The organism is Aeromicrobium sp. 10G20-16 (genome assembly GCF_055809665.1).
The window spans coordinates 268,932-281,707 of sequence record NZ_CM147919.1 but is presented as its reverse complement, the minus strand read 5'-3'; the positions used below and the strand labels follow the sequence as shown (position 1 = coordinate 281,707).

The following is a 12,776-nucleotide window of genomic DNA, read 5'->3' as shown; positions in this document are numbered from 1 at the left end:
ACCATGACGACCGACCTCGACCGCGGCCGGCCCTCCCTGCTGGAGTCAGACATCGACAGCAGCGACGTGGACTTCGGCAGCATCGGCCTCTCGTTCGAGACTGCCGACAACGAGCGCGACGCTCCTGCTCGGCCTATCAACTGGAACCTGCTCACCGCCGACGAGGCCGAGGCCGAGTGGCTAGATCTCAACGCATGGGTGAACTGGCTTCGGACCACCTACGGCCTGCCGCCGGCGGTGCTGCCGCCGTTCTGGCATCGCCACGACGAGCTGGTCTGGGAGCTGTCGGCACTGCACATCCACTGGCTCAACGCCTACGACACCGACGGCTCACCGTCCGCGCCTGTCGCATGGCATCGGGACTTTGCTGAAGTCCGCAACCGGCTTCGGGAGTGGGTCTCGACGTCCGGTACCCGAATCGACCGCGACCGTCCGACTCGACTCACGACGTGGCCCGGCGAAGAACCGGTCGAACCTGCGAGCCAGGTCCTCATCGAGGACCGTGACGCCGACTTCGTGCAGTTCGTGATCGAAGACGTCACCGTGCGACGCCGCATCGAGGCACGTGCCAGGGGCATCGCCCAGAGCACTTGACCTGCTCACGAACTGCCGCACTGCCGAGTTGTCCACAGCCCGACCCAGATGCCAGGGAGATGGCGATCGCCCCGGTCGACGGTAGAAGCGGCGGACTCGTGCCCAGCTGCTCAACAGAAAGGCAATCATCATGCTCCTCGCCCACGCTTTGACCCTCGCCGAGGCACGCTCGTACGTCGCAGCGCTCGCCGATGTGGCGCAGACCTTCGACGCCTCCGTGGAGTACGAGCGTGCCCTCCTCCAACTCGACTTCATCCACGGCGACGACGCCCCCGCACTCGACACCGCTGGGCCCACCGATGACCGCGAGACCCTCTACGCAGTTGCGTCCTCGGCCATCGAAGAACTCCTCGACCACGGCGTCGACGGACTCCAGATCGAGTTGGTCCTCGACATGCTCGCAGTAGCCCGAGACAAAGACCTGCCCTGATGTACGGGGAGAACACCAGGCAGCTTCGCGCCGAACTCACGACGCTGCTGCGCCAACACCGTATCCAGCAACGGCTCGGCGGTAAGGGCCTCCACAACGTCCCCGTGACTACGACAGTTGAGCAGCGCGAGCAACTCGGCCAGCAAATCACCCGCTACCGCCACGGAGTCCTGGTCTGGTGTCTCCAAGCGACTCGGGCCGCGAACACACACATCAGCTACGAAGGCTCCAGCGGGCGTACCGAAGGTCCGGCCGGAGACCTGCGCTATCGACTCACCGCCGCCATCGATGCGTCCAAAGTTGACATGCCCACAGTGGAAGAACTGTCGACGACTCAGTCGTTCTCGATGGTGGAGTCGTGGCGGATGGCGGCCAGAGCTGCTGCACTCGGCGAGCATGACTTCAGGCCAGAGGGTGGGGCCGGCCACCTCAGCCCGAGCCAGCGCATGACCGTCCTCAAGGATGCTGCCGAGATCGCCCGCGGACTGGTCAGCCTGGACCGGCGCTACGAAGGCATCCCCGGATGGACGAAACTCGAGGGTCACGGGCGACTTGGGCGCGCAGCCGAAGCCTGTGCCACGTTCGCCGGTCGAGGTAGGCAGGACTACAGCGTCGATCTTCAGGGGTGGAGCCCACACGCCCTCGTCGACGAAGGCCAGCCGCAGCCAGGAATCGCCGGCATCCTGCAGGGTGAGTACAACCTGCTGGTTCACCTCCAGCGGTTTCCTGAGGCGCTCAGCTTACGACTGATTCTGGACTCCCAACGGATCGTCTCCCACGAGATCGCCAGTAAGGTCCGCTCTACCGACCCAGCGTTTGCTGACCGATGCGAGGCGCGTGCCGAGACCTTCAGAGCCCTCATCCAAGAGACCCGTAACGTCAGCGGGCTGCTCGGCAACGGTGGCCCAGCTGCAATCCAGGCCGCCATCGTCGCTGCCCGTTCGCAGAGGCTGTCAAGGAGCGAGGAAACCGACGAGAGGTCCCTGCGACAACTCGGCCAACTCCTTGACCGAATCGATACTCGTCTCACCGAAGTGATCGAGCACGGAGCCCGCCACCGTCTGTACTTCCTGCGTGAGAAGCTTCCCACACCTCGCCGACCGTGCCCACGGTCTCGTACACACACCGGCCGTGCGCTACTCCCCCATCGACTCAACCGTGCAGACAAGTCTGCTCAAGATCGTTCGGACACGGCTCCGACCGTCGCCCAAAATGCCGCAGTCCCCTCAAGATGCGGCACGAAGCCGGCTCGAGTTCCAGGAAGCAATCACACATCGCCCGACTCCGCGAGGGTTGCCGCTCGGTGGCCCAAGTCTCTGACCTGGCAGCGATGGCCAATGCTCAAGCGATCTGGTAGGTCTCCTCGCCGACCTTTACCTCAACTCGCAACGTGCCGCCGAGCGCGTCGGCGTACCGGCGCAGTGTGTCGACCTTGGTGCGATCCACCTGACCACGCTCGATCTCGGAGACGCGCTTCTGACTGATCTCCAGAACCGATGCGACGTCGGTCTGGGTCAGAGCCAACATCTCGCGAAGTTCACGGAGTTTGTAGGCACGGACCTCAGCCAGCATCCGTTCCTTGTGTACCGCTTGGGCCTCCGGGTTGCCCGGACGCTCAAGCAGTAGGTCGTCCAACGACTTCGCCATGTCACTCCCTACCCTTCTTCAACGTCTCCAAATGCTCGTCATACCGGTCGTCTGCGACAGGGATGTTCTTGCGATACCACTTCGACCACGCCCCCTGCTTGTCTCCGGCCAGCAGCAGGACTGCCCTGCGCCTGGGATCGAAGGCGAACAAGATCCGCACCTCGCTCCGTCCGGACGATCCCGGTCGGAGCTCCTTCATGTTCTTGTGTCGTGACCCGGTGATCGAGTCGACCAATGGCCGGCCCAGTCCCGGACCGTGTTCGGTCAGAATCCTGAGCGCCGCGACGACCTGGTCGTAGGTATCGTCATCGACCGTCTTGAGCCAGTCATCAATCTGTTCGAGATCGATGTCCCACACCTTCCGATCATACCCTTGTCCTTGTAGATGGGAAAGGGTATGACGCTGATCCTCGTCGCCGGTCACTGGCTCTCCTTCGGCGTTCGGGGTGCGAGCGACTCCAGGATCTCGGCCGTCACCGGGTTCACGATCTCGTCGGGTTCGATGTAGTGCTGCCGCGTGATGTCCGATGAGGTGTGCCCGAGCATCTCGGCTGCGAGGTCCGCTCCCCCGGCCCGATCCAAGACAGTCGCCACCGTGCGACGGAACGAGTGCGGTGTGACTCCGCCGATGCCTACCTCGTCGAGGATCGCCCGCAGGCGTCGTCGGACGTTGTTGGTCGTCAGCGGAGTGTGGTTGCGGCTGAAGAACACGAGGTGCTCCGGTTCTTCGCTGGCCACCGCGACCAGCCGCTGTCTCAGCACCTCAGCGGTGAACGTCGGGACCGAGATCGTGCGTCGTGACGTGGACGTCTTCGGATGGCCCTGGCGGAAGGTCGGTTTGCCCTTGGGTGAGACCACCGTGCCGCAGATTCGCACGGTGGGCGGCAAGCAGGTGACGTCGACATCGCACTTGCGAATCGCTAACACCTCACCGATGCGGGCCGAAGTGCCCAGCATGACTTCGATGATCGCTTCCAGCTGACCGTCTGGTCTCGGCCCCGACAGCCCTTCCCCACGTCGCCATGTCCCTACTGCGTACCGGATGGCCTCGACTTGGGTGATCGTCAGCGCCATCACCCTCGACGGCGGCCGCCTCAAGCGGGCCGTCCCGAGGACAGGATTACGCGGGATGGCCTCGTAACGCAACGCGAGACCCAAGGCGAGATTGAGGACAACCTTCGCATGCTTGGCACGGCTGTAGCTGATCTTCGCCTGCCCCTTGAGGAACCGGTCGACCTTGCTGATCGAAATCTCGCGCAGCGTGAAGTGCTCAAAGGCAGGCAACACCAGCGTGCGCATGTCCCGCTCGTACAGGTCGCGCGTGCTGACAGCGATCCGGTCCTCCAGATCGAGATCCTCCAGCCAGACCTTCACTAGCTCCGGGAACGGTGTGTCGGCAGACAACTCGCCCATCCCGGCCGAGTAGGTGCCACGGGCAGCAAGCTTCTCCTTCAGACTGCGCTCCGCAGCCTTGCGCGTCGAGCCGGTCGCCTCGACTGAGCGCAACTGCCCGTCGTCGTCGCGAAACCGCACACGGGCCCGGACGTGGCCTCCGGGGTTCGCCCTGAAATCGATCTCACCGAAGGTCCCGATCGGCGTGCGTGGCCTACTCACGACCCGCTACCGATCGTTCTGCGGATGTCCCGGCGACAGTTCGCGCTGATGCTCGACCCAGTCGCGCACGTCGTGGACAGCGAACTTCAGATGGCGTCCCACTCGAATCGCACAGGGCCCTTTGCCCGACACGCGCCAGTCGTAGATTGTCGTGACCGGAATGCCGAGGTAGCTGGCGAGGTCGTCGATGCTCATCAGCGGTTCCAGACCGCTTGTGGTGGTCGCTTCTGTGGTCATGCCAAACAGGTGGGCATGCCGATCCGAGGCGATCTGAGCCATCCGTGGATGTCCCATGCCCTCTTCTGCGAATTGCCGGCAGAAAGGGTTTCAGACCGAGTGAATGGCGAGTTTCTGGCGAGCGGTTCAAATCTCTCACGCTTTCAGGCCTGGGAATCCTTGGATTCCCAGGCCTGATCGGTCGGGCTGACAGGATTTGAACCTGCGACCCCCTGACCCCCAGTCAGGTGCGCTACCAAGCTGCGCCACAGCCCGTGGTGGTGCCGACGTAGAACGATACCTCAGGTACCCCCGCGCTCCCGCATCGGTTCGCGAGCCGAAGGGACGTGCCGGGGCTGAGCGAGGTCTGGCTCGGCTCGCTCGTGGCCTGTGGTCGGTCCGCTTGATTGCATCGGCGCCTGTCGGTGCCGCCCACTAGCCTCTCGACCATGGAGACCCGCCCCGACCTCACGCCGGCGATGAGCGGTGCCGAGCTGACGCGCTGGTACTGGCTGCGGTCCGAGCTCGCCTCGTTCGCCCGGGTGTGTGGGGTGTCATGCTCGGGGACCAAGACCGACCTGACCGAACGCCTCGTCGCGCACCTCGACGGACACCCGGTTCCGGCTCCGCCGCCCACGCGCCGAAGCACCCACGTCGTCGGGGAGCTCCATGACGACACCGTGCTGCCGGTCGGCCAGCGCGCATCTCAAACTCTCCGATCGTGGTTCGTCGAACGGATCGGCCCCGGCTTCTCCTTCGACGGCGCGATGCGCAGGTACCTCTCGGAGGGCGGACACACGCTCGGCGAGGCAGTCGATCACTGGTACGCCACCCGCGCGGGGCGCACGGACGAGATCGCACCGCAGTTCGAGCTGAACAGGTTCTCGCGGTCCTGGCACGCCGCGCATCCCCATGGCCGGCACGCTGACATGCTCGCCGCGTGGTCACGTCACCGCGCCCTGCCCGTCGACGCCCGACCACCGACCTGCTGATCCCACCACCGCGTCGGCGTCAGCCGCGGGCGCGCTTCTCGCGCGGGCGCTGGGTGAGGTGGATCGGGGTGCCGACGAAGCCGAAGGTCTCGCGCAGGCGGCGCTCGATGAAGCGCAGGTACGACGCCTCGAGCTTGCCCGACGTGAAGAGCACGAACGTGGGCGGTGCGGTGCTGGCCTGCGTGCCGAACAGGATCTTGGGCTGCTTGCCACCGCGCACCGGGTGCGGGTGCTCGGCCACCAGACGCCCGAGGAACGAGTTCAGCGCACCCGTGGGCACCCGGGTCTCCCATCCCTCCAGCGCGGAGTCCAGGGCGCGCACGAGACGATCGACGTGCCAGCCGGTGAGCGCGGTGATGTTGATCCGCGGCGCCCACTGCACCTGCACCAGCTCGCGCTCGATCTCGCGATCGAGGTAGAACCGGCGCTCCTCGTCGACGAGGTCCCACTTGTTGAAGGCGATCACCAGCGCACGACCGGTCTCGGCGACCTGGCTGACGATGCGCAGGTCCTGCTCGGTCAGCGAGACGCTGGCGTCGATGATCAGCACCGCCACCTCGGCCCGCTCGATGGCCGACGACGTGCGCAGGCTGGCGTAGTACTCGTGCCCCGACGCGTCGCGCACCCGGCGGCGGATGCCGGCGGTGTCGATGAACGTCCACACCCGTCCGCCCAGCTCCACGATCTCGTCGACCGGGTCCACGGTGGTGCCGGAGGCGTCGTCGACGACGACCCGTTCCTCACCGGCCAGCCGGTTCAGGAGGCTGGACTTGCCCACGTTGGGCTTGCCGACGATCGCCACGCGACGCGGGCCCTGCTCGGGCTCCCAGTTCTCCGGCGGCGCCTCGGGGAGTGCCTCGAGGATCGCGTCGAGCATGTCGCCGCTGCCCCGTCCGTGCAGGGCCGACACCGGGATGGGCTCGCCCAGTCCCAGGTTCCACAGCGCTGCCGCCTCGGCCTCGGTGCGCTGGTCGTCCACCTTGTTGGCCGCCAGGACCACCGGCTTCTTGGCGGCGCGCAGGATGCGCACCACCTTCTCGTCGACGTCGGTGATGCCGACGGTGGCGTCGACGACGAAGAGCACGGCGTCGGCCACCTGGATGGCGATCTCGGCCTGCGCGGCGATGCGCTCGGCCATGCCCTTCGCGTTGGGGTCCCAGCCGCCGGTGTCGACCACGGTGAAGGTGCGCCCGTTCCAGACCGCCTCGTACGAGACACGGTCCCGGGTGACCCCGGGGACGTCCTCGACGACGGCCTCGCGCCGGCCGATGATGCGGTTGACCAGCGTGGACTTGCCCACGTTGGGACGGCCGATGACGGCGAGGACCGGCTGGTGAACCGGTGTGGGGTGTTCAGACATTCCAGGCTCCCGCCGGCATGGGCCCGGGAAGCTCGCGCTCGACCAGCGACTTCGCCCGGGTCAGGTGATTGGTGAGGTGGGAGTGGATCTGTTCGGTGGCCTCGTCGATCATGAAGCGGTCGCGGGGCCACGGCTGACGGTCCACCTGGATGGGTCGACCGTAGACCAGGTCGATGCGAGCGCCCTCGGCCGGCCGGTAGTCGGGGCCCTCCCCCGGCTCACGGGTGCCGAAGATCGCCAGCGGGACGACGGGCGCTCCGCTCACGAGCGCCAGCCACGCCACGCCGCTCTTGATCTCGCGGAGCTCGCCGTCACCACGGATGCCTTCGGGGAAGATGCCGACGGCCTGACCGGCGTCGAGCGCCGCAGATGCCCGCCGCAGCGCAGCGGAGTCGACCCGGTTGCGCGAGACCTTGATCTGTCCGATGGCCCGGAGCAGGTGGCGGTGCTTGCCGGCGAACTCCTCCTCCTTGACCAGGGTGTGCAGCTTGCGGGGCGCTCGCGCCACGAGCAACGGCCCGTCGGCCCACCCGATGTGGTTGGACGCGATGATCACCGGGCCCTCGGCGGGTACGCGGTCCTGGCCGCGCTCGACGACGTCCCACTTGCGCACGAACAACCCGCCGAGGGTGGCTCGAGCCACCGTGAGGCCGAGCTCGGGCAGTCCTCGGCCGGAGCGCTGGTGCAGCTGGGTGTCGGTGCTCATCGGCCCTCGACGATCCCCACGATGACGTCGATGACCTCCTCGAGTCCCAGGTGGGTGCTGTCAACGACGATGGCGCCGTCAGCCTGCGTCAGGGGCGATGCGGCCCGGGTGGAGTCGATCTGGTCGCGCCGCGCCAGCGACGCCTCGGTGGCGCCGGTGTCGGTCGACCCGGTCTCGGCGGCCCGACGTGCAGCACGCGCCGCCGGATCGGCCACGAGATAGATCTTGGCGCGCGCATCGGGTGCGACGACGCTGCCGATGTCGCGACCTTCGACGACGATGCCGTCCGAGGCGTCGATGATCTCGCGCTGCAGGTCGACCAGCAGCTCACGCACGCGCGGCACGGCCGCGACCGGGCTGACCGATCCGGTGACGTCGTCGCCGCGGATCGGGCCGGAGACGTCGACATCGCCCACATGGATGGACGGCGCCGACGGATCGGTACCGGACCGCAGCGTCACGTCCTCCGCGGCCGCAGCGATCGCGTCGGCGTCGTCGAGGTCGACGCCGCCCTGCAGCAGCGCCCACGTCATCGCCCGATACATCGCCCCGGTGTCGAGGTAGGCCAGACCCAGCCGCGACGCGACTCCTCGCGACGTGCTCGACTTGCCCGAACCCGACGGTCCGTCGATGGCGATGACCTTGGTCGTGCCCATCTCGATGTTCTCCCCTTCAGAGGTGCGCGGCCCAGCCCCGAGCATCCAGCGCGGCGACCAGCGTGTCGGCCTTCGAGGCATCCACGGCGATCTCGACCTGGCCGACGAGCCGTCCGAGCTCGTGATCGATGCGGATGTCCTCGATGTTGACTCCTGATTGTCCCGCATCACCCATCAGACGTGACAACTCGCCCGGCTGGTCGCTCACCGAGACGTACACGGTGGCCAGCTCCTCGCTCGCCCCGCCGTGGCGACCCGGGATCAGCCGGGTGCCGGCCCGACCCGCGTCGAGCAGCACGTCGAGGCCGCGCGGGTCGGTGTCGAGGGCCAGCAGAGCGTCGTCGATGGAGCCGCGCAGAGCCGTGAGCAGCCTGGTGACCTCGGCCGCGTTGCCGCTGAAGATGTCCAGCCACATGCCCGTGACGCTGCCCGCGATGCGGGTGACGTCGCGCAGCCCGGGGCCGGCGAGGTCCAGCGCTCCGTCCGGCGCGTCGTTCAGCAGACCGGCGACCAGCACCGACGCCAGGTGCGGGACGTGCGAGACGAACGCGACCGAGGTGTCGTGCGTCGTGGCGTCCATCGGCCGAAGGACCGCTCCGACCGACGTCGCGACCGTGCTGACGAGCCGTACGGCCTCGTCGCTGGTCTCCGGCAGCGCGACGATCGCCCAGGGCCGACCCTCGAACAACCGCGGTGTGGCGGCCATGGGACCGGACCGCTCCCTGCCGGCCATGGGGTGGCCGCCGACGAAGCGTTCGGCACCCGGTGCTCCGGCCAGGGCGCCCATGAGGTCGACCTTGACGCTGCTGACGTCGGTGACCACGGCGCTCGGGTGGTCGCGCAGCGCCTCCCTGATCACGTCGGCCGAGACCGACGGCGGCACGGCGACGACCACCAGCACCGGGTCGGTGACCGGATCGCCCGTCCCTGCGCCCCGCGAGGCCGCGAGCTCGACGTTGGCGGGCACGGCGTCGGACAGGTGGACGGTCACTCCCTGCTCGGTGAGCGCGAGCGCCAGCGACGTGCCGATCAGCCCACACCCGATGACCAGGACGGGACCGTCCAGACCCGCGCTGGATACGGGTGTCGTCATGTGGTCACGGTATCGAACAGCGCACCGAGCTCGTCGCGGCTCAGGTCGCGCAGGCGCCCGACCGGCAAGGACCCGAGCCGCAGCGGCCCGAAGGCCGTGCGGGTCAGCTCGACGACCGGGTGCCCGACCTCGGCCAGCATGCGCCGCACGATGCGGTTGCGACCCATGTGGATGTCCAGCTCGACCATGGAGCGCCCCTTGCCGCGGTCCTTGACCACGAACCGGTCCACCTGGGCGCGGCCGTCCTCCAGGTCGATGCCGTCGCGCAGCGACGCGCCCACCCGGTCGGAGACCGCGCCCTCGACCAGCGCGACATAGGTCTTGGTGATCTCGAACGACGGGTGCGCCAGCTGGTGGGCGAGCTCGCCGTCGTTGGTCAGCACCAGCAGACCCGACGTGTCGGTGTCGAGCCGTCCGACGTGGAACAGCCGATCCGTGCGGTGCGCCAGCAGGCCCGACAGGTCGGGCCGCCCGTTCTCGTCGGCCATCGTCGACACGATTCCGGTGGGCTTGTTGAGCACGACGTAGGCGTGGTCGCTCGGCGGCGGGATGCGCCGGCCGTCGACCCGGATGACCGCGGTCTTCGGATCGACGCGGGCGCCCATCTGGGTGACGACCTCGCCGTCGACCTCGACGTGTCCGCCGGCCATCAGCTCCTCGCACTTGCGCCGGCTCGCGATGCCGGCCGAGGCCAGCACCTTCTGCAGGCGGATGCCCTGGTCGGCGGGCTCAGGCATGCGTCTCGCCCTGCGCCGGGGCCGACTCGTCGTCCATCTCGTCGAGCTCGGGCAGCATCGGAGCGAGCTCGGGCAGCTCGGCGATGCTGTCCAGCCCCATGCGCTCCAGGAAGTACGACGTGGTGCGGTAGAGCACCGCACCGCTCTCGCCGTCCGTGCTGTCCTCCTCGATCAGACCGCGGGTGACCAGGGTGCGCACGACGCCGTCGACGTTGACCCCGCGGATGGCCGAGATGCGTGATCGACTGATCGGCTGGCGGTAGGCCACCACGGCGACGGTCTCCAAAGCTGCCTGCGTGAGCCGCGCCTGCTGGCCGTCGAGGACGAACCTCTCGACGGCCGGCGCGAAGGCCTCGCGCGAGAAGAACCGCCAACCGCCGGCGATGGCGCGCAGCTCGAAGCCGCGGCCCTGCTCGGTGTACTCGTCGGACAGCTGCACCAGCGCCACCTGCACCTCCGCGGGTGGATGACCCACGGCCTGGGCCAGCGTGAGGTGGTCCAGCGGCTGGTCGGCCACCATCAGCACGGCCTCCAGGGCCGGCTTGAGGTCGAGCGGTGCCGCGGCGTCCTCGACCTCGTGCTGGTCGTGGGGCTCGGCTTCAGTCATCGTCCGGTCCGTTCTCGTCAGTGGGGTCGTCGGGATCGATGGCCTCCAGGCCGGTCTCCTCGACGACAGGCGTGTCGAACTCGTCGCCCACGTCCAGGTCGCCCTCGTCGGTCCCGGTCCAGCGAACGAGGAGGTCCCCGAGCGGTGTGGCCTGCTCGAAGGCCAGCGCTCCTTCGCGGAACAGCTCGAGCAACGCGAGGAAGCGCGCCACCTTGGTCATCAGGTCGGGCGCGTCGGCCGTCAGCGCGCGGAAGGACATCTCGCCCTTGCGCCGCAGCTGGTCGACCACGAGGTGGGCCTGCTCACGCACGCTGACCTGCGGTGCGTGCAGGTGCGCCAGCGACACGAACGGCACCGGCTTGACCGCGAACGCGGCCGCGGCGAGCCGGGCCAGCTCGTCGGGTCCGGCCGAGATGATGACTTCGGGAAGCAGGTCGGCGAACCGCGGCTCCAGCGGCGCGATGCGCGGGAAGCGACGGCGCTCGGTGTCGAGCCGCTCGGCGAACGCGCCAGCCACCTGCTTGAAGGCCTTGTACTGCATCAGGCGGGCGAACAGCAGGTCGCGGGCCTCGAGAAGTGCGAGGTCCTCCTCGTCCTCGACGTCGCCCTGGGGCAGCAGCCGGGCCGCCTTGAGGTCGAGCAGCGTCGACGCGACCAGCAGGAAGTTCGTGGTCTGCTCCAGGTCGTCGTCGAGACCGCGCACGAAGGCGATGAACTCGGTGGTGACCGATGACAGGGCGACCTCGGTGATGTCCAGCTCGTGCTTGGAGATCAGCTGCAGCAGCAGGTCGAACGGGCCCTCGAAGTTGACCAGGTTGACCGAGAAGGCCGCAGGCGGAGCATCGGAGACCGTCACGTGTCGCTCAACCGGCGGGCCACGGCGCTGTCGATGCCGTGCTCGTCCAGATCGGCCAGGGCCAGCGCCACGGCGGCTCGGACGAAGCGCCCGCGGTCGACGGTTCGCCCCAGCGCGGCGCGCAGCTGGAGGCGAGCCTGCTCGACGGCGAGCAGCTCGTCGGAGGTGACGTAGACGGTCATCTTCTCGTCGTGCTTGACCCGACCGCTCTCGGGCGGGGAGAGGTCCTCGACAGCCTGCAGGCGGGCCGGACTCGTGCGGGCCGGGGCGTCGCTCGGCGACTTGGGCAACGGCTCACGCGGGGGGCGGGCGGGCGCGGTACCCGCGGTGCCCTCCTTGGCGGTGGGGCGGAACAGCTCATCGGCACCGGGCAGGTTCACGCGCCGGGGCATCGTGAGAGCACCTCCCTGGCCAGCTCGCGGTAGGCGTCGGCGCCCGGCGAGGTGGGCGCGTACTCGGTGATCGGCTCACCGGCCACCGTGGCGTCGGAGAACTTGACGGTGCGACGGATGACGGTGTGGAAGACGAGGTCTCCCCAGCCCTCCACGAGGGTCTGCAGCACCTCCTTGCCGTGCAACGTCCGGCTGTCGTACATGGTGCCGAGCAGACCGATGATGGTGAGGTCGTCGTTGGTGCGCTCACGCACCCGCTCGATGGTGTCCTTGAGCAGGGCGACGCCGCGCAGGGCGAAGTACTCGCACTCCAGCGGGATGATGACGCCGGACGCGGCGGTGAGCGCATTGACCGCCAGCAGACCGAGCGAGGGCTGGCAGTCGATCAAGATGATGTCGTAGTCGTTGCGCACCGGCTTGAGCACGTGCGACAGCACCTGCTCGCGGCCGACCTCGGTGACCAGACGCATCTCTGCGGCGGACAGATCGATGTTGGCCGGAACCAGGTCGAGGTTCCTGACCGACGTGGTCATGATGATGTCCTTGACGCCGACCTCACGGTCCATCAGGGCGTGATAGATGCTCTGGTCGATCTCGTGGGCGTTGAAGCCCAGACCGACCGTGAGCGACCCCTGGGGATCGAAGTCGACCAGCAGGACGCGGCGACCGGTCTCGACCAGGGCGGCACCCAGGCTGATCGTGGTGGTGGTCTTGCCGACGCCACCCTTCTGGTTGCACATCGCGATGATGGTCGCGGGAGCGCCCGGCGCTCGCGGCTCAGGATCGGGAAAGACCGGCAACGGCCGACCCGTGGGCCCCGTGGTGGTTGCCATGATCTCTCCTTCCCGAGGATGAATTGTCGATATTCACTCTACC

16 protein-coding genes and 1 tRNA gene are annotated in these 12,776 nt (G+C 68.0%); 3 read left to right on the top strand and 14 right to left on the bottom strand.

Annotated elements, in window-relative coordinates; translation table 11 throughout:
* Positions 1-3 precede the first annotated feature (3 nt).
* Both AC0L5F_RS01355 and AC0L5F_RS01350 read left to right on the top strand, forming a co-directional pair.
* Positions 4-594, top strand: coding sequence for a hypothetical protein (locus AC0L5F_RS01355; protein WP_473314806.1), 591 nt, complete (start codon positions 4-6; stop codon positions 592-594).
* A gap of 130 nt (positions 595-724) precedes the next feature.
* A complete protein-coding gene (locus AC0L5F_RS01350; protein WP_473314805.1) occupies positions 725-1,024 on the top strand; it encodes a hypothetical protein in 300 nt (99 codons plus the stop codon).
* 1,341 nt (positions 1,025-2,365) lie between these two features.
* Here AC0L5F_RS01350 and AC0L5F_RS01345 read toward each other — a convergent pair.
* The 5 genes from AC0L5F_RS01345 to AC0L5F_RS01325 form a co-directional block, all read right to left on the bottom strand.
* On the bottom strand, positions 2,366-2,671 hold the full coding sequence (locus AC0L5F_RS01345) for a helix-turn-helix domain-containing protein (protein WP_473314804.1): 306 nt from the start codon (positions 2,669-2,671) through the stop codon (positions 2,366-2,368).
* 1 nt (position 2,672) lies between these two features.
* Positions 2,673-3,095: a type II toxin-antitoxin system RelE/ParE family toxin gene (locus AC0L5F_RS01340; protein WP_473314803.1), complete on the bottom strand. Its 423-nt coding sequence runs from the start codon at positions 3,093-3,095 to the stop codon at positions 2,673-2,675.
* Entirely contained in the window at positions 3,092-4,204 is a 1,113-nt protein-coding gene (locus tag AC0L5F_RS01335) for a tyrosine-type recombinase/integrase (protein ID WP_473314802.1), read from the bottom strand. Before AC0L5F_RS01335 ends, AC0L5F_RS01340 begins: the two co-directional genes overlap by 4 nt.
* Before the next feature lie 87 nt (positions 4,205-4,291).
* Positions 4,292-4,564 (bottom strand): helix-turn-helix domain-containing protein, encoded by a 273-nt coding sequence (locus tag AC0L5F_RS01330; protein WP_473314801.1) that lies wholly within the window; start codon positions 4,562-4,564, stop codon positions 4,292-4,294.
* Positions 4,565-4,703: 139 nt separating this feature from the next.
* A tRNA-Pro gene (locus AC0L5F_RS01325) sits at positions 4,704-4,777 on the bottom strand.
* A 173-nt stretch (positions 4,778-4,950) separates the two neighbouring features.
* Here AC0L5F_RS01325 and AC0L5F_RS01320 point away from each other — a divergent pair.
* Positions 4,951-5,493, top strand: a complete 543-nt coding sequence (locus tag AC0L5F_RS01320; protein WP_473314800.1) for a DUF6434 domain-containing protein — start codon at positions 4,951-4,953, stop codon at positions 5,491-5,493.
* A 19-nt stretch (positions 5,494-5,512) separates the two neighbouring features.
* Here AC0L5F_RS01320 and der read toward each other — a convergent pair whose 3' ends face one another.
* Genes der through AC0L5F_RS01275 form a run of 9 tightly spaced genes read right to left on the bottom strand, consistent with a single transcriptional unit; the run spans position 5,513 to position 12,733 of the window.
* Entirely contained in the window at positions 5,513-6,853 is a 1,341-nt protein-coding gene (gene der, locus AC0L5F_RS01315; RefSeq protein WP_473314799.1) for a ribosome biogenesis GTPase Der, read from the bottom strand.
* Positions 6,846-7,559, bottom strand: a complete 714-nt coding sequence (locus AC0L5F_RS01310; protein ID WP_473314798.1) for a lysophospholipid acyltransferase family protein — start codon at positions 7,557-7,559, stop codon at positions 6,846-6,848. Before AC0L5F_RS01310 ends, der begins: the two co-directional genes overlap by 8 nt.
* Complete coding sequence (cmk, locus tag AC0L5F_RS01305) at positions 7,556-8,215, bottom strand: (d)CMP kinase (RefSeq protein WP_473314797.1); 660 nt, start codon at positions 8,213-8,215, stop codon at positions 7,556-7,558. The genes AC0L5F_RS01310 and cmk overlap by 4 nt, the downstream gene beginning before the upstream one ends.
* A gap of 16 nt (positions 8,216-8,231) precedes the next feature.
* Positions 8,232-9,308, bottom strand: coding sequence for a prephenate dehydrogenase (locus tag AC0L5F_RS01300; protein ID WP_473314796.1), 1,077 nt, complete (start codon positions 9,306-9,308; stop codon positions 8,232-8,234).
* Positions 9,305-10,045, bottom strand: coding sequence for a pseudouridine synthase (locus AC0L5F_RS01295; protein ID WP_473314795.1), 741 nt, complete (start codon positions 10,043-10,045; stop codon positions 9,305-9,307). The genes AC0L5F_RS01300 and AC0L5F_RS01295 overlap by 4 nt, the downstream gene beginning before the upstream one ends.
* Positions 10,038-10,652 (bottom strand): SMC-Scp complex subunit ScpB, encoded by a 615-nt coding sequence (scpB, locus tag AC0L5F_RS01290; RefSeq protein WP_473314794.1) that lies wholly within the window; start codon positions 10,650-10,652, stop codon positions 10,038-10,040. Before scpB ends, AC0L5F_RS01295 begins: the two co-directional genes overlap by 8 nt.
* The gene (locus tag AC0L5F_RS01285; RefSeq protein ID WP_473314793.1) at positions 10,645-11,508 is read right to left on the bottom strand and encodes a segregation and condensation protein A; all 864 of its coding nucleotides are present in this window, start codon (positions 11,506-11,508) and stop codon (positions 10,645-10,647) included. The genes scpB and AC0L5F_RS01285 overlap by 8 nt, the downstream gene beginning before the upstream one ends.
* Entirely contained in the window at positions 11,505-11,900 is a 396-nt protein-coding gene (locus AC0L5F_RS01280) for a hypothetical protein (RefSeq protein WP_473314792.1), read from the bottom strand. The genes AC0L5F_RS01285 and AC0L5F_RS01280 overlap by 4 nt, the downstream gene beginning before the upstream one ends.
* Positions 11,885-12,733, bottom strand: a complete 849-nt coding sequence (locus AC0L5F_RS01275; RefSeq protein WP_473314791.1) for a ParA family protein — start codon at positions 12,731-12,733, stop codon at positions 11,885-11,887. Before AC0L5F_RS01275 ends, AC0L5F_RS01280 begins: the two co-directional genes overlap by 16 nt.
* Between the last annotated feature and the right edge of the window lie 43 nt (positions 12,734-12,776).

Coding starts and splice junctions, on each gene's coding strand:
- AC0L5F_RS01345 (WP_473314804.1), bottom strand. CDS start 2,671: ATGGCGAAGTCGTTGGACGACCTACTGCTTGAGCGTCCGGGCAACCCG.
- AC0L5F_RS01330 (WP_473314801.1), bottom strand. CDS start 4,564: ATGGCTCAGATCGCCTCGGATCGGCATGCCCACCTGTTTGGCATGACC.
- AC0L5F_RS01320 (WP_473314800.1), top strand. CDS start 4,951: ATGGAGACCCGCCCCGACCTCACGCCGGCGATGAGCGGTGCCGAGCTG.
- cmk (WP_473314797.1), bottom strand. CDS start 8,215: ATGGGCACGACCAAGGTCATCGCCATCGACGGACCGTCGGGTTCGGGC.
- AC0L5F_RS01275 (WP_473314791.1), bottom strand. CDS start 12,733: ATGGCAACCACCACGGGGCCCACGGGTCGGCCGTTGCCGGTCTTTCCC.
- AC0L5F_RS01355 (WP_473314806.1), top strand. CDS start 4: ATGACGACCGACCTCGACCGCGGCCGGCCCTCCCTGCTGGAGTCAGAC.
- AC0L5F_RS01295 (WP_473314795.1), bottom strand. CDS start 10,045: ATGCCTGAGCCCGCCGACCAGGGCATCCGCCTGCAGAAGGTGCTGGCC.
- AC0L5F_RS01310 (WP_473314798.1), bottom strand. CDS start 7,559: ATGAGCACCGACACCCAGCTGCACCAGCGCTCCGGCCGAGGACTGCCC.
- AC0L5F_RS01350 (WP_473314805.1), top strand. CDS start 725: ATGCTCCTCGCCCACGCTTTGACCCTCGCCGAGGCACGCTCGTACGTC.
- AC0L5F_RS01280 (WP_473314792.1), bottom strand. CDS start 11,900: ATGCCCCGGCGCGTGAACCTGCCCGGTGCCGATGAGCTGTTCCGCCCC.
- scpB (WP_473314794.1), bottom strand. CDS start 10,652: ATGACTGAAGCCGAGCCCCACGACCAGCACGAGGTCGAGGACGCCGCG.
- der (WP_473314799.1), bottom strand. CDS start 6,853: ATGTCTGAACACCCCACACCGGTTCACCAGCCGGTCCTCGCCGTCATC.
- AC0L5F_RS01300 (WP_473314796.1), bottom strand. CDS start 9,308: ATGACGACACCCGTATCCAGCGCGGGTCTGGACGGTCCCGTCCTGGTC.